Annotated in this window: 17 protein-coding genes; 11 read left to right on the top strand and 6 right to left on the bottom strand. The window is 39.6% G+C overall.

The genetic code is table 11. The annotated features are described in order from the left end of the window. Window positions 1–6: 6 nt before the first annotated feature. Both ybeY and ruvX read right to left on the bottom strand, forming a co-directional pair. Window positions 7–435: an rRNA maturation RNase YbeY gene (gene ybeY / locus OK025_RS08985; RefSeq protein ID WP_317669181.1), complete on the bottom strand. Its 429-nt coding sequence runs from the start codon at window positions 433–435 to the stop codon at window positions 7–9. A gap of 49 nt (window positions 436–484) precedes the next feature. Next, complete coding sequence (gene ruvX, locus OK025_RS08980) at window positions 485–898, bottom strand: Holliday junction resolvase RuvX (RefSeq protein WP_070561409.1); 414 nt, start codon at window positions 896–898, stop codon at window positions 485–487. A 320-nt stretch (window positions 899–1,218) separates the two neighbouring features. Here ruvX and def point away from each other — a divergent pair, with 320 nt between their 5' ends. Continuing rightward, window positions 1,219–2,445: a peptide deformylase gene (def, locus tag OK025_RS08975; protein WP_317669180.1), complete on the top strand. Its 1,227-nt coding sequence runs from the start codon at window positions 1,219–1,221 to the stop codon at window positions 2,443–2,445. Window positions 2,446–2,568: 123 nt separating this feature from the next. Here def and OK025_RS08970 read toward each other — a convergent pair whose 3' ends face one another. Continuing rightward, window positions 2,569–3,558, bottom strand: a complete 990-nt coding sequence (locus OK025_RS08970) for an aspartate-semialdehyde dehydrogenase (RefSeq protein WP_317669179.1) — start codon at window positions 3,556–3,558, stop codon at window positions 2,569–2,571. A 575-nt stretch (window positions 3,559–4,133) separates the two neighbouring features. Here OK025_RS08970 and OK025_RS08965 point away from each other — a divergent pair. The 10 genes from OK025_RS08965 (at window position 4,134) to OK025_RS08920 (ending at window position 13,497) form a co-directional block, all read left to right on the top strand. After that, window positions 4,134–5,081, top strand: coding sequence for an NAD-dependent epimerase/dehydratase family protein (locus tag OK025_RS08965; protein WP_317669178.1), 948 nt, complete (start codon window positions 4,134–4,136; stop codon window positions 5,079–5,081). 2 nt (window positions 5,082–5,083) lie between these two features. Beyond that, on the top strand, window positions 5,084–5,809 hold the full coding sequence (locus tag OK025_RS08960) for a YebC/PmpR family DNA-binding transcriptional regulator (protein ID WP_317669177.1): 726 nt from the start codon (window positions 5,084–5,086) through the stop codon (window positions 5,807–5,809). Window positions 5,810–5,928: 119 nt separating this feature from the next. After that, the gene (locus OK025_RS08955; RefSeq protein ID WP_317669176.1) at window positions 5,929–7,356 is read left to right on the top strand and encodes a hypothetical protein; all 1,428 of its coding nucleotides are present in this window, start codon (window positions 5,929–5,931) and stop codon (window positions 7,354–7,356) included. Window positions 7,357–7,420: 64 nt separating this feature from the next. Then, window positions 7,421–8,164 carry a DeoR/GlpR family DNA-binding transcription regulator gene (locus tag OK025_RS08950; RefSeq protein ID WP_046673148.1) on the top strand — a complete coding sequence of 248 codons (744 nt, stop codon included), beginning with the start codon at window positions 7,421–7,423 and terminating at the stop codon, window positions 8,162–8,164. Window positions 8,165–8,187: 23 nt separating this feature from the next. Further along, window positions 8,188–9,648 carry a lipopolysaccharide biosynthesis protein gene (locus OK025_RS08945; RefSeq protein WP_317669175.1) on the top strand — a complete coding sequence of 487 codons (1,461 nt, stop codon included), beginning with the start codon at window positions 8,188–8,190 and terminating at the stop codon, window positions 9,646–9,648. Further along, window positions 9,649–10,521, top strand: coding sequence for a glycosyltransferase family 2 protein (locus OK025_RS08940; protein ID WP_317669174.1), 873 nt, complete (start codon window positions 9,649–9,651; stop codon window positions 10,519–10,521). Between the two features lie 3 nt (window positions 10,522–10,524). After that, window positions 10,525–11,439: a glycosyltransferase gene (locus OK025_RS08935; RefSeq protein WP_317669173.1), complete on the top strand. Its 915-nt coding sequence runs from the start codon at window positions 10,525–10,527 to the stop codon at window positions 11,437–11,439. Window positions 11,440–11,444: 5 nt separating this feature from the next. Further along, window positions 11,445–12,200: a glycosyltransferase family 2 protein gene (locus OK025_RS08930; RefSeq protein ID WP_317669172.1), complete on the top strand. Its 756-nt coding sequence runs from the start codon at window positions 11,445–11,447 to the stop codon at window positions 12,198–12,200. After that, window positions 12,200–12,415: a DUF3820 family protein gene (locus tag OK025_RS08925; protein ID WP_046673143.1), complete on the top strand. Its 216-nt coding sequence runs from the start codon at window positions 12,200–12,202 to the stop codon at window positions 12,413–12,415. Before OK025_RS08930 ends, OK025_RS08925 begins: the two co-directional genes overlap by 1 nt. 95 nt (window positions 12,416–12,510) lie before the next feature. Then, window positions 12,511–13,497 carry a rhodanese-related sulfurtransferase gene (locus OK025_RS08920; RefSeq protein ID WP_317669768.1) on the top strand — a complete coding sequence of 329 codons (987 nt, stop codon included), beginning with the start codon at window positions 12,511–12,513 and terminating at the stop codon, window positions 13,495–13,497. Between the two features lie 128 nt (window positions 13,498–13,625). On the opposite strand, the gene OK025_RS08915 is transcribed toward OK025_RS08920, so the two are convergent. The 3 genes from OK025_RS08915 to OK025_RS08905 all read right to left on the bottom strand — a co-directional run bounded on the left by OK025_RS08915 (window position 13,626) and on the right by OK025_RS08905 (window position 17,539). After that, window positions 13,626–14,321, bottom strand: a complete 696-nt coding sequence (locus OK025_RS08915; protein WP_317669171.1) for a DUF937 domain-containing protein — start codon at window positions 14,319–14,321, stop codon at window positions 13,626–13,628. Between the two features lie 124 nt (window positions 14,322–14,445). After that, the gene (locus OK025_RS08910) at window positions 14,446–15,936 is read right to left on the bottom strand and encodes a DUF5689 domain-containing protein (RefSeq protein WP_317669170.1); all 1,491 of its coding nucleotides are present in this window, start codon (window positions 15,934–15,936) and stop codon (window positions 14,446–14,448) included. Window positions 15,937–16,000: 64 nt separating this feature from the next. Continuing rightward, complete coding sequence (locus OK025_RS08905) at window positions 16,001–17,539, bottom strand: SusD/RagB family nutrient-binding outer membrane lipoprotein (RefSeq protein WP_317669169.1); 1,539 nt, start codon at window positions 17,537–17,539, stop codon at window positions 16,001–16,003. Between the last annotated feature and the right edge of the window lie 2 nt (window positions 17,540–17,541).

The raw sequence follows: 17,541 nt of genomic DNA, 5'->3' as shown, positions 1-17,541 counted from the left end.
AGTATGTTAAAAGTTTCTTTTACCTAGATACTCATCTTCCTTGGCGGTCATCTTGGCTTTATCTGCCGGCTTTTTATCCGGATAGCCACACAGGTGCATTACACCATGAATAATAACCCGATGAAGCTCGTCACGCACATCAACCTTAAATTTCGCAGCATTCTCCTGAATACGTTCCACGCTGATAAAAATATCACCAGCGATGGTGTCGTCATCTTCGGAAGAATCAAAGGTCACGATATCAGTATAGGTATCGTGATTTAAATACTGCTTATTGATTTCTAGTAAGTAAGCATCCGAGCAAAGGATAAAGCTCAATTCGCCAACACGTTTAAATCCTTCGGATTTGATAGCATCAGCAATCCATTGACGAATCTTTCCCTTTTCTTTTAATTTGAAATCCGTATCCTCGGTAAAAAATAATATGCTCTTCATCCTTCTATCTTTTTATTCATTTTTGTTTGACTTATCAGTCGTTGTGTATCTAAAAATTACGGCTATCCATGTAGCTTTGCAAAATGATCGTTGCAGACACGGTATCAATCAGTCCTTTTTGTTGACGGTCCTTCTTTTTTTTTCCACTTTGTGCAATCGCTGCAGAAGCCATTTTAGAAGTAAAACGCTCATCTATTTCGGCGACAGCAATCGTGGGGTAAGTCTTCTTCAGCTTCCGAATAAAACCGACAACATGTTGTGCGGATTCAGAGTCAGTCCCATCCAGCTGCCGTGGTTTGCCTACAACAAAAGTTTCCACCTGTTCTGTCTGTAAATAATCGGCTAAGTATGTCCAGATATCTTGCGGATGTACTGTCGTCAATGCTGTAGCGATAATTTGCATTGGATCGGTCACCGCAACCCCTATTCGTTTTGTACCGTAATCAAAGGCCATCAATCTCATGGATATATATTTTTCACAAAAATACAAAGTAGTCCTGAGTATTACACAGGAAGATTTAATATTTCAGCTGGACTACGCTTTCTAATACATCCTCTTCTCGTTTTTGATCTTTTAATTTTGATTTTTTAACCAAAAAAACTATAACTTTGATAGACTATTTAACGACAACAAGCTAACTTGCTTTTTGAGGCAATAGATCACCGAATTCAATCCGGTTATTGCGGGCCAATAGACTTGCCCTATAGGCACACTGATCAAGGCAACACCAAGGCGATGCAGCATTTGGCTGTGCGAAATCGGAAGAATAAATATTTACACAAATGAAAAAAACACTTATTGCCAGTTTCCTTTTGGCCTTATGCTTAAATACGCATGCTCAAAGTAAATATGAGCAACAAATTACGGCTCTTCGTGAAAAAAAAGCCTCTGAATTAGCGAAAGAACAATATGGTCCATTGAAATCAGATCAAGTAGCGTTTTTGGATTACTTTCCTATAGATGCGGGGTATAAAGTCAACGCCAAAATTGATGTTTTATTTAACGAACCGGTATTCCGGATGCCAACCTACGATGGCACAAGCAACGAGTACAAACGTTACGCCATCATAACCTTTACTCTTCATGGAAAACAACATACGTTGAATATCTACCAAAGTGTCGCATTATTTCAAAATCCTGCATACAAAAACCATTTATTTTTACCATTTTTAGATTTAACAAATGGTCAGGAAAGCTATAGTGGGGGCCGGTATATCGATTTATCAACAGACGACATTAAAGGAAACAATGTTGAGATAGACTTTAACAAAGCCTATAATCCGTATTGCGCTTATAGCAATGGCTACCGCTGCCCAGTCCCCCCAGTTGAGAACAATTTAGAAACAAAAATTATGGCCGGAGAAAAAGCATTTCATAAGTCAAAGAATGAAAGACCAGTCAACCTTAACGCAGGACAGGAGTTCAGTGCTGCCGACAAGAAAATCATTTTATCAGGAGATGAAAATGCAATTCTTCGCGTATTGCAAACAACAGACGATAAAGATCTGAAAGTTTTAAAAGCGACAAGCAGTGATGTCAAATACAACGACCCATTGATTGAATCACTTTCCAAAAGAATGTTCGCGACTGTACGTGATCCCAATCACCCCGGTGTAGGCATCGCAGCACCACAAATCGGCATAAATAAAAATCTAATCTGGGTACAGCGATTTGACAAACCAGATCAACCATTTGAATTTTATGTAAATCCTAAAATTCTATGGCGCTCCAAACTGAAACGCAAAGGCGCCGAAGGCTGTCTTTCTATCCCTAATCGTAAAGAGGATGTATTACGGAGTTATGCTATCCGCCTACAATACATCAATAAAGAAGGTAAAGTGATCGAAGAAAATATCGAGGGTTTTACTGCTGTTATTTTTCAGCACGAAACGGATCATCTTTTCGGCATTCTATTTCCAGATCGGCTGGAAGAGCAAAGCAAAGAAGCTTACGCGCCATTGAATGACAAAATTGAATTTTCTATTCAACCCAAAACATTGACGCCATAATTTCTAGCTCCTGTATCAAGGGCCAAATCATCAGTTATAAATTGATGATTTTACGATAGAACAAAAAGAGCCCCCATGAATGAATTCGTGGGGGCTCCATATTTATTATGGAATCTACTTGAGTTAGATCAATCCTTTTTCGGCCAATAACTCCGCTACCTGAACTGCATTTGTTGCAGCGCCTTTACGTAAGTTATCTGCTACTACCCACATGTTAAGGGTATTTGGCTGAGATTCATCACGACGGATACGTCCTACAAAAACCTCATCTCTGCCGTGCGCATCCTTTGGCATTGGATATTGTAGTGACGCAGGATCGTCAACAACAATACAGCCACTTTGCGCCGCTAAAGCTGCACGTACATCATTCAAATCAAAGTCATTTTCAAATTCGATATTCAATGATTCAGAGTGCCCGCCCATAACCGGGATACGCACTGTCGTTGCAGTTACTTTAATAGAATCATCACGCATGATTTTATTTGTTTCCAAAATCATCTTCATCTCCTCTTTGGTGTATCCATTTTCTTGGAAAACATCAATATGCGGAATAACGTTCAGATCAATCTGATAAGGGTAAGCTTTTTCACCATCTTTTCCAGCACGCTCATTCATTAACTGGTTAACGGCCTTAACACCAGTACCTGTTACAGATTGGTAGGTAGACACTACAACACGTTTGATTTTATATTTATCATGCAATGGCTTTAAAGCCACCACCATTTGTATGGTTGAACAATTCGGGTTTGCAATAATCTTATCATCAGCAGATAACACATCGCCATTTACTTCTGGAACAACCAACTTTTTTGTTGGGTCCATACGCCATGCCGAAGAATTGTCGATCACTGTAATTCCAGCTTCAGCAAATTTAGGTGCGAATTCTTTCGAGGTATCACCACCAGCAGAAAATAACGCAACATCAGGTTTCAAAGCAATAGCCTCAGATGGTGTAACCACCTTATACTTCTTTCCCTTGAATTCAATTTCCTTACCCTTACTACGCTCTGAAGCTACTGGAATTAATTCTGTTACTGGGAAATTTCGCGCCGCCAACACGGTTAGCATCTCAGTACCTACAAGGCCTGTTGCGCCGACTACTGCCACTTTCATTTTTGTCTGTGTTTAAATTGTGTATATAAAATTGTTATTTGATTTTGTTTTTAGTTGATTCTCGAAGAATGAATTCTTCAAATTTAAAAAATATTCCCTAATTCCACTATTAAAATAACAAAATATTACTCCCTCTGCTAAAAATATCACAACATTAAGATTTTTTCCGCCATAATTGCTAAAAAAGAAATCCCTGCACCCCATAACTATTGCTAGAAATCAGAATTAAAACAATTCAAAAAAAATAAAAATTTTCGCTGCTTATTCAAAAAAAAGAACAAACGATTGAAACAGTTTAAAATCTCATAAAAACAGCCAAGAGAGTCTATAAATTAGCATTTTTTCCCTTCCCCCCTAAAGCCATCAAAGTTGATAGATACTGAAAAGCCTTTATATTTGCATCATAAACCGCCATGGTTGAAATTTCATTTTTCATTACATGATGAAACGTAAATTATGTCAGGCTAGATCCTATTATATCGATAGGAAGAAACGAGCGAAGCGATTCATTTATATTCTTGAGCATGGACACTCATTATAGTGAAAGCGGAAGCTTCATAAAATAAAACTTACAAATGAAAGAAAGCATTATTATCATTGGTGCAAATGGCCAGATCGGCACAGAATTAGCTATCGCCTTGCGCAAAAAATTTGGTGCAGACAATGTTGTAACCACTGACATTAGAGAACCACAGATTAAAAGCCCTGACGAAAATTTCGAAATCGCTAATGTTCTTGACAAAAACGGACTCGAGACATTATTTCAAAAATACAAACCTACTCAAGTATATCTATTAGCTGCCATGCTTTCGGCTACAGGTGAGAAATACCCTGAAAAGGCTTGGGAATTGAATATGAATGGTCTATTGAATGTTCTTGATCTAGCCGTGAACTATAAAGTCTCCAAGATATTCTGGCCAAGCTCAATCGCTGTTTTTGGACCGCATTCTCCGAAAACAAATACCGAACAATATTGCGTCATGGATCCCAACACGATTTATGGCATCAGCAAACTTGCAGGTGAGCGCCTCATCGAATGGTATCAAGAACACCGTGGCCTGGATATTCGCAGTGTCCGTTATCCGGGCATCATTTCCTGGAAAACTGAACCAGGAGGTGGAACGACAGATTATGCTGTAGATATTTTTTATGAAGCATTGAAAACCGGGACTTATGCCTGTTTCTTATCTGAAAACACAGCATTACCCATGTTATATATGGAGGATGCCATCCGTGGTACACTCGAATTAATGGACGCACCGAAAGAAAGTCTAAGCATTCGTCACAGTTATAATCTTGGTGGTATTACTTTTACGCCAAAAGAACTTGCACAAGAAATTAAAAAAATTCTTCCTAATTTTGCAATCTCTTACATCGAGAACGATCCAAGACAACAGATTGCCGATTCATGGCCTGCTAGTCTAGACGATTCTTATGCAAGAAAAGACTGGAACTGGACGCCGGAATTTGACATCCAGAAGATGACAGTCGACATGATTGAAAATCTTAAAAACAAAATATAACAATGGGAAGAGCTTTCGAATTCAGAAAAGAGCGGAAATTCAAACGCTGGGCCAAAATGGCCGTTCAATTTACACGTTTAGGTAAAGAAATCGCCATGGCGGTTAAAGAAAGCGGCCCTCACCCTGAAACCAACTCGAGACTTCGTACAGCAATACACAATGCCAAGGCAGTAAATATGCCCAAGGATCGTATCGAAGCCGCAATCAAACGTGCTTCAGAAAAAGATTCAAAAGGTTACGAAGAGTATGTATACGAAGGCTATGGCCCGCATGGTGTACCTGTTTTAATTGAAACTGCAACAGATAACACCAACCGCACCGTAGGAAACATCCGTAGCTATTTTACAAAAGCAGGTGGTTCATTGGGAAAAACAGGATCATTGGATTTTATTTTCAATCGTAAATCCATTTTCCGTTTTGCTGCAACAGACGAACTGGACCTAGAAGAGCTTGAATTAGAGTTGATCGATGGAGGCTTAGAAGAATTGTACGTAGAAGCTGATGAAGAAGGCAATGATATTGCTGTCGTTCAAACTTCCTTCGAAGACTTTGGTAATATGCAAAAATTACTTGAAGAAAAGGGAATTGAAGTAACATCTGCGAAATTGGAACGTATTGCTTTATCGCATTCAGATATTACGGAAGAACAAGCTGCTGATGTGTTGAAGATGATCGATAAAATCGAAGAAGATGACGATGTTCAAGCAGTTTACCATAACATGGTTTAAGCTATTGAACCTATAAAACAATAAAAAAGAGCGCTAGTCGCTCTTTTTTATTTTAGGCCTCCCAGCTGCGTCAGAAAAATTACTACATTTGTAATAGACTATATTAAACTCATAACAGGATGACTTTTGAAGAATTTTTCATAAAAAAGAAAATTGATTTAAAAGCTTTACAAGCTGCAGATGGACCTTTATTTGAAGAGTTCAAAGCACATTATTCTGCTATGGGAGAAAAGAGTTTTGACCACAGCAAAAAGTTTTGGTTCAACAAGCTCCGAAAAAGTTTCCATCTAGCAGAGGAGGAAACTGTCATTGCAAAACCTATTGTAAAGCAGGTTATCACTGATACAGCATCCGAGACCTCCAGTATTCATACGGCAAAACCAGCAGGCTTTAAACCGCGATTCAAGGCTCCGCCTACAGTCGTAGAAGATGAAGTCGAGGCAATAACCAAAAAGGAAATAACTGATTCAGCTGAATCCACCCCTGATTCAATACCGACAGGCTTCAAACCGAGGTTCAAAGCTGGAATCACCAAAGCTCCTGACGCAGCGGCAAGCACATCTGTACCAAAAGAAAAAACCGACGAGGCAATAACAGCCGCTCCAAAACCTACAGGCTTCAAACCGAGGTTCAAAGCTGGAATCACCAAAGCTCCTGACGCAGCGGCAAGCACATCTGTACCAAAAGAAAAAACCGACGAGGCAATAACAGCCGCTCCAAAACCTACAGGCTTCAAACCAAGGTTCAAAGCTGGAGTAACAAAAGCTCCTGACGCAGCCGCAAGCACATCTGCATCCGAAGAAACGACGGACGAGACAACAAACTCCGCTCCAAAACCTACAGGCTTCAAACCGAGGTTCAAAGCTGGCGTAACCAAAACGGAAACTTCTGAACAGGCACAGCTGCCCGATACGAAAGACGAAATTAAGTTAGATAACAGCGTAAAAACTGAACCTGAAAACAGCAGTACAGAAACACAGGAACCCGCTGCCAGTAAACCCACAGGCTTCAAACCGAGGTTCAAAGCTGGCGTAACCAAAACGGAAACTTCTGAACAGGCACAGCTGCCCGATACGAAAGATGAAATTAAGTTAGATACCAACGTAAAGGCTGAACCTGAAAACAGCAGCACAGAAACACAGGAACCCACTGCCAGTAAACCCACAGGCTTCAAACCAAGGTTCAAAGCTGGCGTAACTAAGACGGAATCTTCTGAAAAGGCACAATTGCCCGATACGAAAGACGAAATTAAGTTAGATAACAGCGTAAAAGCTGAACCTGAAAACAGCAGCACAGAAACACAGGAACCCGCTGCCAGTAAACCCACAGGCTTCAAACCAAGGTTCAAAGCTGGCGTAACAAAAACGGAATCTTCTGAACAGGCACAGCTGCCCGATACGAAAGACGAAATTAAGTTAGATAACAGCGTAAAAACTGAACCTGAAAACAGCAGCACAGAAACACAGGAACCCGCTGCCAGTAAACCCACAGGCTTCAAACCGAGGTTCAAAGCTGGCGTAACAAAAATTGACAAAAAGGAAGAATAATTTTCACTACATTTAGACTGATTTTTTTAATTATTTTTAAATTCCGATTAAAAACCAAAGACCAATGTTAAAGGAAGAAAGACAAGCATTCATTATACATCAGATTAACCTACATAACAAAGTTTTATCGTCAGATCTAAGTGTTCAACTGAATGTGTCTGAAGATACAATTAGACGTGACTTAAACGAACTCGCCGAGAATGGAAAAGTTCTAAAAGTCTATGGTGGGGCATTATCAAAATCTTTTCAATTCCCTTTTCAAGATGGAAACGTATATGCCAAGGAGGCAAAAAAAGAAATTGCCAAGAAAGCAAGCACTTTAATCTCCAATGGAATGACTGTTTTAGTCGGCGGCGGGACAACCTTAATTGAATTAGCGAGAACAATACCCGATCATCTTCAGTGTACATTTTTTACTATAAGTCCATTAGTTGCACTAGAATTGGCCGAAAAGCCAAATCTTGAAGTCATTTTAGTTGGCGGAAAACTTTCACGCAATACAAACATTGTTTCCGGAGCCCAGGTAGCTAATGAATTGGCGGATCTTAAAGTCGATCTTTGTTTGTTGGGGACAAATTCTCTTTCCGTAGAAGACGGAGTGACCGACTCTGACTGGGAGGTGGTACAAATCAAACGTGCGATGATTAAATGCTCAAAAAAAGTGGCTATTTTAAGTATTGCTGAGAAACTAAATTCAGTTCAAAAAATGAAAGTTGTGCCGCTACGTGATATTTCTTATTTGATTACCGATGTTAATCCAACTGATGTTTCCCTAAAAGAATTTGCGAATACAATTGCAATACTTTAATATTGCCGCTCATTTAATTTAGCATGTCATCGCAAACGAAAAATGACTCTTTAAAATCAAAAACAACAAAAGGACTGCTATGGGGTGGTATGGCCAGTATCATCCAGCAGTTTTTGGGCTTCGGCTTCGGCATCCTACTAAACCGTAAGCTAACAGCAGAAGATTATGGCTTAGTAGCTATGATCACCATCTTTTCTGTTCTCGCCTCTGCTTTTCAAGAAAGTGGATTTGTCTATGGAATTGTCAATAAAAAAGAAGTCGAACATAAAGATTATAACGCGGTATTCTGGACAAGTGTAGGAATTGGAACATTTATTTATATTGTTTTATTTTTTGCGGCTCCTCTTATCGCCTTATACTATAATCAACCAGTACTTGTAGAACTTAGTAGATTTACCTTTTTATCCTTTTGGCTAGGTAGCTTTGGTATTGCGCACAATGCTTACCTCTTCCGGAATTTAAAAATCAAAGAAAGAGTCATCACAGGCACCTTTGCGCTTATTGCATCAAATATAGTCGGGGTTTATTTAGCCTATAAGGACTATGCCTATTGGGCATACGCCATCCAAATTGTCTCCTATAGTGGTTTCAATATGCTCGGATTCTGGTATTTTTCCAAATTCAGACCTACTTTCCAGTTCGATTTCCGACCTATTCGCGACATTTTAGGATTTAGCAGTAAAATACTAGTCACCAATATTTTCATCAACATCAACAAAAATATATATGCCGCGATCTTAGGCCGGCATTATACCGCTGAAGAACTGGGATATACCGTGAATCCTAATCGTTGGAGCATCATGGCCCAGAATATATTGACCAATATGGTTAATAATGTGACACAGCCTATTTTAAAGGAAATAGAAGATGATAAGGATAGACAAGTTCGGGTTTTTCGCAAGCTAATTTCCTTTACGGCCTTTTTAGCCTTTCCAATGTTATTTGGTTTAACAACTGTAGCACAAGATTTCATTACTATTGCGATCACCGATAAATGGGCACAAAGTGCCATATTTCTCCAAATATTTTGTATTGGCGCGGCATTTGATTCTGTAAGCAATGTTTTTTCCAACCTTATCATTAGCAAGGGAAAACCCGAAGTTTATATGCGGAATATCATCGTGTTTGGTCTGCTCCAAATCGCTATTCTGTTCTTCGGCAAATCATTAGGTCTTGAATTGCTCATTGGATTAACCTCAGCATTAAATGCGCTCTGGATATTCGTATGGTATGCTTCTGCTAAACCTTATATGAGTTATTCATTTCGTTATCTTCTGGCAGATATTTTTGCTTATGCATTATTGGCAGCTGCCAGTTGTATTACAGCTCATTATGCCACCGCAGCTATCGCCAATCTCTATCTTAGGTTTGCAAGCACAATTGGAGTGGCCGTATGTGCATATATCATTGTCAATAGAATCTTTAAACCCAGCATTTTGTTGGAATTATTCCACTATTTCCTAACAGTTATCCGAAAAAAATAGATGGCCAGGATTCTCACCATAATCGTCTCTTATAATTTTGAGCCTTGGATCCACAAGTGCTTACCCAGTCTATTGGATTCGAGCTACCCTACAGATATTTTAGTTGTCGACAACAATTCGGTAGACAATACCACACAGATCATAAAAGAAACGTATCCGACAATAAGACTAATAGAAAGTTCCGAAAATCTGGGTTTTGGAAAGGCCAACAACATCGGACTTGACATTGTTTTGAAGGAAGAATATGATTATGCATTTTTGGTTAATCAGGACGCCTGGCTGGATCGGGACTGTATTGCCAACTTAGTGAAGATAAACACAGACGATATCGGAATTATCTCGCCTATTCACTACGATGGAACCGAAAAAACGCTGGACCATGGTTTTGCTGTATATACAAAAAATGCTACTACCGAAAATTCACATCGCATTTGCTCTTTCGTCAACGCTGCATTTTGGTTTATCCCTAATCCGGTGATCAGAAAAGTCGGTGGTTTCGCGCCGATCTTTTTCCATTATGGAGAAGATAAGGATTATGCCAACCGCATCAAGTACTACGGATTAAGCATTGTTCTTGCCGAAGGAGCCAGAGCCTATCACGATAGACAACAGCGTAAAACAGACCGAAAAACCTTTCTGAAAAGCGAATTTGTCTATCATTTGACAGAGTATTGCAATATCAATTATACCTTTGTAAGATCTTTTTCGATGGCCGTATTGGCGAGTCTGAAGAAAATGGGAGCTTCAATTTTTAAAGGGCATATTTTTGAAGCAAAAAGCTACTTAAACATTGCTTTTAGATTGCTGGGCAAATCGGGAGCAGTTTATCGTACTCGTCTTAGCAACAAAAAAGCATACAACAAAATCTATTGATAAATGAACAGTATTGCTCCAGTCATACTTTTTGTGTACAATCGTCCTGATCATACGATAAGAACGCTCTCAGCTTTAGAAAAGAATAAACTTGCGGACCAGACTACACTTTACATCTATTCGGATGCTGCAAAAAACGAAAAATCTGTTCAAGCTGTTACTGAAGTCCGAAAGATTATCAATGAGTCCTGGAACTTCAAAGAAGTTATTATTGTCGAACGAACAGAAAATTGGGGTTTGGCAGCCAATGTAATCGACGGAGTTACAAAAGTGGTTAATGCACATGGAAAGATTATTGTTTTGGAAGATGATCTGGAAACTGCTGTGTTTGCCCTAGATTATTTCAATCAGGCACTGGAGCGCTATAAAGATCAAGATCAGGTCATGGAGATCAGCGGTTATGGTTATCCGCTAAAAGATTTAAATAAACTGCCTGAGACCTTCTTTTTTCGGGTCGCCAATAGTTGGGGCTGGGCAACCTGGGACCGCGCCTGGCAACATTTCAATCCGAATATTGATGAACTTGTATCGGATTTTACGGCCGAGCAGATACATCAATTCAGTATCGAGGGTAAAGAAAACTTCTGGAAACAAGTGCAGGAATTTAAGGCCGGAAAGATCAACTCTTGGGCGATACGCTGGTATGCTTCTGTATTCAAAAAAAATGGGTTAGTTTTGTATCCAAGGAATTCGATGACACAGAATATTGGCAACGATGGTTCGGGTACACATACAGCTGCGGAAGCAACTTATCAGGTTACACTAGCAGAAAGCCCTGTACGGTATTTTCCGACGGAAATTTCAGAAAACAAGCAAGCTTATGAGGCCATCAAGTATTTCTATGCACATCGGAAAGGATCTTTATTCAACCGTGGCATCCGATTCCTGAAGAAGAAAATGAATAAATTCAATACATAAAAAACATGTCTGCTCATCCTAAATTTTCGATTATAACTGTCGTTTACAACAATGTGCGTGACATAGAACACACCCTGAAATCTGTTGTCAATCAGAGCTATGATCATATAGAGTATATTGTCATTGATGGACAATCAACCGATGGAACCTTAGAGATCATCCAAAAATACAGGGATAAAATCAGCGTTCTCCTTTCCGAAAAAGATAAGGGGATCTATGATGCAATGAATAAGGGATTAGCATTAGCAACAGGCGATTATGTTCTTTTTCTAAATTCCGGCGATGAGATCTATGATCTCAACAGCATTGAGAATCTTGCCAAACTGAGCGATGATGCGGATATTCTTTACGGTGAAACTATCCTCGTAGATGACAATCGAAATATTATCGGTGAACGGAGGCATAAAGTTCCGGCTCATTTCGACTGGAAAAGCTTTCGATATGGTATGAATATATGCCATCAGGCCATCTATATCAAGCGGAACATCGCCGAGCCATACGATCTCAATTATAAATTATGTGCTGATATTGACTGGGTTATTCGTTGTGCCAAAAAGGCGAAAAAATCAATCAATGCACAGCAATATGTAGCCCGATATCTCGTGGGCGGAATGTCAAAGCAAAGACATAAGGAATCCTTGAAAGAGCGCTTTGCTATCTTCAAACACTACTATGGGACCATTCCCAATTTATTTAATCATGGCATCATTGCACTAAAAGCTATTTGGTACCGTCTTAATTATGGAAAACCTCAAGACTAATGTTAAATCCTGAAATTTTAACCGAGCTTGTTACAGTAAAGATGCCCTTTGGTAAATATCAGGGCTACACTTTATGTAACCTTCCTGAGCCCTATCTAGTCTGGTATAACCAAAAAGGCTTTCCAAAGGGAAAGCTAGGCCAGCAGTTAGCGACACTCTATGAAATAAAGCTTAATGGCTTGGAATACCTGCTCGAACCTTTAAAGAAAAGGTGACGACGGTCATTTTATTCCACTTATTATTTTTTGTAGCTTTGCACTAAATTTATTTTTAGCATTAAACGCCGTTTGCAGCGGTATCAATGAATATCATGACACAATATCAAACTTTGCTGTACTATTGTTACAGCCCTATCGAGGATGCCGAAAAATTTGCATCAGATCACTTAGAATTTTGTAAATCACTGGGCCTGGTCGGTCGTATCATCGTAGCTGATGAAGGTCTTAATGGGACTGTTTCCGGAACTGTAGAAGCATGTAAAAGCTATATGGATGCCATCTATGCCGACGGTCGTTTCAATAAAACAGAATTCAAAATTGACCATGTTGATGAACCGTCGTTCATTAAAATGCACTGCCGCTATAAAGCCGAAATCGTTCACTCCGGTTTGCGTGATCCGAAAGAAATTGATCCAAACCGTCAAACCGGTATTCACCTTGAACCGAAAGATTTCTTAGCCATGAAGGACCAAGAGGATGTGGTTGTATTGGATGTACGTTCAAATTACGAGCACAACGTTGGTCATTTTAAAAATGCTGTTACCTTAGATATTGACAATTTCCGCGAGTTCCCTGAGAAAATCAAAGAGCTTGAACAATATAAAGGAAAAAAAATATTGACATACTGCACAGGGGGTATCAAATGTGAGAAGGCATCTGCTCTTTTGTTAAAAGAAGGCTTCGAGGATGTTTATCAATTACATGGCGGAATTATCAAATACGGGAAGGAAGCTGGTGGCGAAGATTTCGAAGGCCAATGCTACGTCTTTGACAATCGTGTTACAGTTGATGTAAACTCTGTCAACCCTTCCGTGGTATCGACCTGTTTTAATTGCGGTAAGCAAACCACTAAAATGATCAACTGTGCCAACCCGACTTGTAATGAACATTTCACACAATGTGATGAGTGCGGCTGGGAGATGGACGGATGCTGCTCGACAGCATGTAAAGAAAACCCCAACAAACGTGAATATGACGGAACAGGATATTATGTAAAAGTACCTCAACCCGTCAATATTGACAAAATCAGCAAAAGAAAACATAAAAATTTCCCACCGAAAGTATCGGTCGAAGATTAATACGAATTGGACAAAAAGAATGAGGTCGGAAGTTACATACTTCCGACCTCATCACTTTTAGGATCTGCGTCATCTTAGCTTAATCCCATACGAGCTTTTTATCAAGACAAATAATATCCTAACACAGCTTATTTTCCAAACATACCGGCGATCGAATCAAGAATATTTCCCTTCGCCTGTCCATCGTTATTTTTATCAAAAAAACTGCCTGCCAATCCGCCCAACATGTCCGTAATATTACTCCCTGCTGCTGGCTGCGCTGTTGTTTGAGTCTGTTCTTCTTGCCCACCGCCTAAAAAAGACCCCAAAATACCGCCCAACATACCACCACCAGCACTTTGCTGACTTCCGCCACCTAATACAGAACCGATTAGATCACCAATCCCTCCGCCACTCGAAGCCTGCTTTTGTTGTCCTAGATACCCCATTACGATTGGAGCAAGTGTGGCCAGTACCCCTGTCACCTGAGAAGAGCTCAAGCCTGCTTTATCCGCAATATTCTGTGTCACGACTTCAGTATTTTGGCCAAACATATGGTTGACAATTTTATTGCCATCTTCAGATCCATTCTCCTCCGCTCCTCCCTGTCCGAATAGATCGCCAATTTTATCGAGTATCCCGCTATTGCTATGCTGATCAATGGCATTGTCAATATTTTCCGCCTGGCCTTTGTTTTTCGCATTGTAATTCAATGCTGCAATCATCAAAGGAACTGCCGCCGCTACGATCCATTTTGCTTTAGATTCACTGACACCAGTAATTTTTGAAATAGTCTCTATCGCTTTAGAGCCTACTCCACCTGTAACTAAATCTGTTAAGTTCATAAGTCTTCGTTTATAGTTATATAATGAAGATAATAAAAATATGTTTTAGCTCTTCCAATATTTAGCTAACGGCATGCCATCTATACCATAAAAAAAGGGGCCGCAGCCCCTTTTTTTATATCGTTTATTGTTCAATTTTAGTTGACAATTCATTTTCGATTTCACTCAATGTGGAAGCCTTGGTCATCTCTATATTATTCTGAGACCGTGCAGATGTCCATCTCGCTAATGACGTATTATATACCCCTCCCAAACTCACAAAATAACCCACATCAGCTGTATTATATTTTAGAAAGATATTATTGGTTCCCGCCATAAAAAAAGGTTGGGACTTTAAAGATAGTGGATCGATAACATCGTAAAAATCATTATTTGTAATACGATAACCTTTCGTTCCATCCGTCAATGCACCGCCCCCTGAGATATACATCACATCTACCGGTTTTGTTGCTTCCGTCACCGTTGTGGTATTAAATACGGCGATACCAAATGCGTTACCACTATTCGCCATAAGTCCACCGGTTTTGGTTCCTATACCATCAAAACCATCTTTTGCAACATAATCATAATTGACGACCCATTTTGCATTAGAAATATCCGTTGAGCTTGAGCCATTGATCAATTTATATTTCCCGCCTACATAGAAATATTGACCCTTTGTCACAGTTCCAGAAGTAATATTCAGTTTGTACGTCCGCATTCCTCCAGTTGCCCAGCCTTTGGCAGGAACACCTGTCGGCGTGGATGCATTCGCATTATTACTAACAATGACAGCATAGGGCGTCTTCGAGAAGTCAATATCTTCTATTGCTAAAAGCTGAACATACTCATAATTTCCATCGCCACCTTTTACATCGCTGGCAAAACCAGAGATAGCCACAGGGGTATGTTCAATCACCGAACTCAGCTCCTGAATATCCGATTCTTTACGCAAAACCTCATAAGGAATGAGTTTACCTTCAGCATCCTGTTTATTAAAGATCACGCCAAAATAATTCGCCAAAACACTTAAATTCCTTTTAGCAAATTTTGCCGATGATTTGGTCTCCAAATTTAAATTACCAAACCCATCATTCAGGGTTTTCTGCCCTTCTAGAATATCTCCGGCGGCAGGCAATGGGTTAAAACCGCCCTTTACGATCGCAACACACGTACTTTCATATTTATCTGGATTTGCCAAAATATCTTTTGCTGTTACGCGATTGTTGGGAATTGGCAGATCCGAAGCGATCTTTACAATATTTGATTCCGCAACGTTTTTTAACTGAAGAATGCCATTTTCCCTTGTCAGTTCACTACCAACGATATTAATTTCCAAGGAATCTCCTATCACATAATTTTCCGCAGCCTTCCCTAAGGGGATCGTTATACCCCGCAATTGGCGCAAGCGTCTACGGTCCTGTATAACCAGGTAGCCATCAGGAAAGTTTCCCTCTCGATGATCGGAAACAACAACACCTGCAATTGTTGTAGATCCATCCAAATTATCTTGATTGATCCGTACAGGTTGTCCTTTATAAATGTTCCTGACGTCAAAAATACCGATATACGAACTAACTACCCCACCTGGATAATTTCCGTCTTTGCTACAAGAGCCGAGAGCTAGCGCGCTCATGAATCCCGTTATTATGTAAAAAATATATTTTTTCATTATCTACGCATTAAAATTATAAAAGCTATTATCGTCTCTGCCACCATACTTTCGTATTAATCTCATCAGCACCTTGCTGTGCGATAGCTAGCTTATAGTTTGTTGGATTTGCCGATTGGACATAAATTGGATACTTCAAACGGGCAGGCATCTCCCCGCCATTTTTTAAGCCAGTTCCCTTTGGTAACAAAGGATAGCCTGTCCTCCGAAATTCAAACCATTGCTGACAGTCTACAAATAATAGGGCATAATACTTTTGTAGATGAATCATTTCCATTTTTTTCTCAAAACTGTAGCTTTCGTCCCAATTTATATCGCCATTATTTAAGTAATCCTCGATAGATTCGGTATAAGTGGGAAGCCAAGTCGTAATACCTTTCATAACACCGTCTTTGTAAAGATCGCCCGCCTTATCCGTATAGAATCCTTTCAATGCGAGTTCCGCTTTGATAAACTGCAATTCTGCACAATTCATAATCATTCCTGTCAACGGATCATTCATCATGGTCTTTACTGGAAGGTTATTCACCGTTTGATCATACGAATAGAAATAGGACTGACGTTCCCACCCCTCACCCGCAGCATAACCACTTGGAATACCGACAAAATTTCCACTCACCGGTGCTATTCCCAATCGATTCACTCCGTTTGAACCGTATGTAGGAATGTTAATCCGTGGATCATTCCAAGCAACCAGATGATCAATAAAATAATTTGCTAAAGATGCTTGGCGAAAGTCCTGTGCTCTGACATCCATGAATGGAGAAATCAAGGGAGACATACCCGTCCAGCGCAGAATAGCCGAATCATCGTTACTTGACATAACAGGATAAGAAGATGCATTATCAACTAGAATATCTTTAATTTTTGAACGGACAAATGTAGCAACTGCCGGATCTGATTGTCCGGAGACCCTGAGTAATAATCGTAAAAATAACGAATTTCCAAACTTGCGCCATTTGCTAACATTTCCATTATAAATGGGATCATATTCTCCTTTGATTGCCATATTTTTTGACAACAATACATTGGCAGAATCTAATTTATTAAAGAAATCTAAATAAATTTCCTTTTGCGTATCGAACTTAGGCTCTAAGATGTCTTCGCCCAATCCCCTTAAGGATTCCGAGTAAGGGATATCGCCATAAGTATCGGTCAAAATAGAAAATCCCCAAGTCTGCATAATTAAAGATATCCCACGGTAGGACGCATTATCATTGATTCCACCATCCGCTAATCTGTAAATTTCTTTTACATTTTTTAGTTCTGGATAGATGGAATTCCAGGGACCATCAGAAACTGTATTACGTATATCATAACGGAATATGCGGTACTCACCATCGCTTATACTGACCGTTATCTGCATCAACTCATTATTTAATGAGCGATTACGAGACATATTAGATGCAACGAGATCCCTAAATGCAGGCTGCATTAATTGATATGGATAAGCGTTCACACTGTTATTTGGGTTTGTATTAATGTCTTCGAAATTTTTATCGCACGATTGCAAAAACGTTGCAAGGGCGATTATGATCATGCCTATGAAATTGAAAGATTGTTTCATTG

It is taken from the genome of Sphingobacterium sp. UGAL515B_05, assembly GCF_033097525.1.
Taxonomy (GTDB): domain Bacteria; phylum Bacteroidota; class Bacteroidia; order Sphingobacteriales; family Sphingobacteriaceae; genus Sphingobacterium.
Note: the sequence above shows the minus strand (reverse complement) of the source record. Positions and strands in the feature narration are given on the sequence as shown.

What these genes read in the sequence shown, in the direction of transcription:
- ybeY (WP_317669181.1), bottom strand. Translation starts at nt 435, where the DNA reads ATGAAGAGCATATTATTTTTTACCGAGGATACGGATTTCAAATTAAAA.
- ruvX (WP_070561409.1), bottom strand. Translation starts at nt 898, where the DNA reads ATGAGATTGATGGCCTTTGATTACGGTACAAAACGAATAGGGGTTGCG.
- def (WP_317669180.1), top strand. Translation starts at nt 1,219, where the DNA reads ATGAAAAAAACACTTATTGCCAGTTTCCTTTTGGCCTTATGCTTAAAT.
- OK025_RS08970 (WP_317669179.1), bottom strand. Translation starts at nt 3,558, where the DNA reads ATGAAAGTGGCAGTAGTCGGCGCAACAGGCCTTGTAGGTACTGAGATG.
- OK025_RS08965 (WP_317669178.1), top strand. Translation starts at nt 4,134, where the DNA reads ATGAAAGAAAGCATTATTATCATTGGTGCAAATGGCCAGATCGGCACA.
- OK025_RS08960 (WP_317669177.1), top strand. Translation starts at nt 5,084, where the DNA reads ATGGGAAGAGCTTTCGAATTCAGAAAAGAGCGGAAATTCAAACGCTGG.
- OK025_RS08955 (WP_317669176.1), top strand. Translation starts at nt 5,929, where the DNA reads ATGACTTTTGAAGAATTTTTCATAAAAAAGAAAATTGATTTAAAAGCT.
- OK025_RS08950 (WP_046673148.1), top strand. Translation starts at nt 7,421, where the DNA reads ATGTTAAAGGAAGAAAGACAAGCATTCATTATACATCAGATTAACCTA.
- OK025_RS08945 (WP_317669175.1), top strand. Translation starts at nt 8,188, where the DNA reads ATGTCATCGCAAACGAAAAATGACTCTTTAAAATCAAAAACAACAAAA.
- OK025_RS08940 (WP_317669174.1), top strand. Translation starts at nt 9,649, where the DNA reads ATGGCCAGGATTCTCACCATAATCGTCTCTTATAATTTTGAGCCTTGG.
- OK025_RS08935 (WP_317669173.1), top strand. Translation starts at nt 10,525, where the DNA reads ATGAACAGTATTGCTCCAGTCATACTTTTTGTGTACAATCGTCCTGAT.
- OK025_RS08930 (WP_317669172.1), top strand. Translation starts at nt 11,445, where the DNA reads ATGTCTGCTCATCCTAAATTTTCGATTATAACTGTCGTTTACAACAAT.
- OK025_RS08925 (WP_046673143.1), top strand. Translation starts at nt 12,200, where the DNA reads ATGTTAAATCCTGAAATTTTAACCGAGCTTGTTACAGTAAAGATGCCC.
- OK025_RS08920 (WP_317669768.1), top strand. Translation starts at nt 12,511, where the DNA reads ATGACACAATATCAAACTTTGCTGTACTATTGTTACAGCCCTATCGAG.
- OK025_RS08915 (WP_317669171.1), bottom strand. Translation starts at nt 14,321, where the DNA reads ATGAACTTAACAGATTTAGTTACAGGTGGAGTAGGCTCTAAAGCGATA.
- OK025_RS08910 (WP_317669170.1), bottom strand. Translation starts at nt 15,936, where the DNA reads ATGAGCGCGCTAGCTCTCGGCTCTTGTAGCAAAGACGGAAATTATCCA.
- OK025_RS08905 (WP_317669169.1), bottom strand. Translation starts at nt 17,539, where the DNA reads ATGAAACAATCTTTCAATTTCATAGGCATGATCATAATCGCCCTTGCA.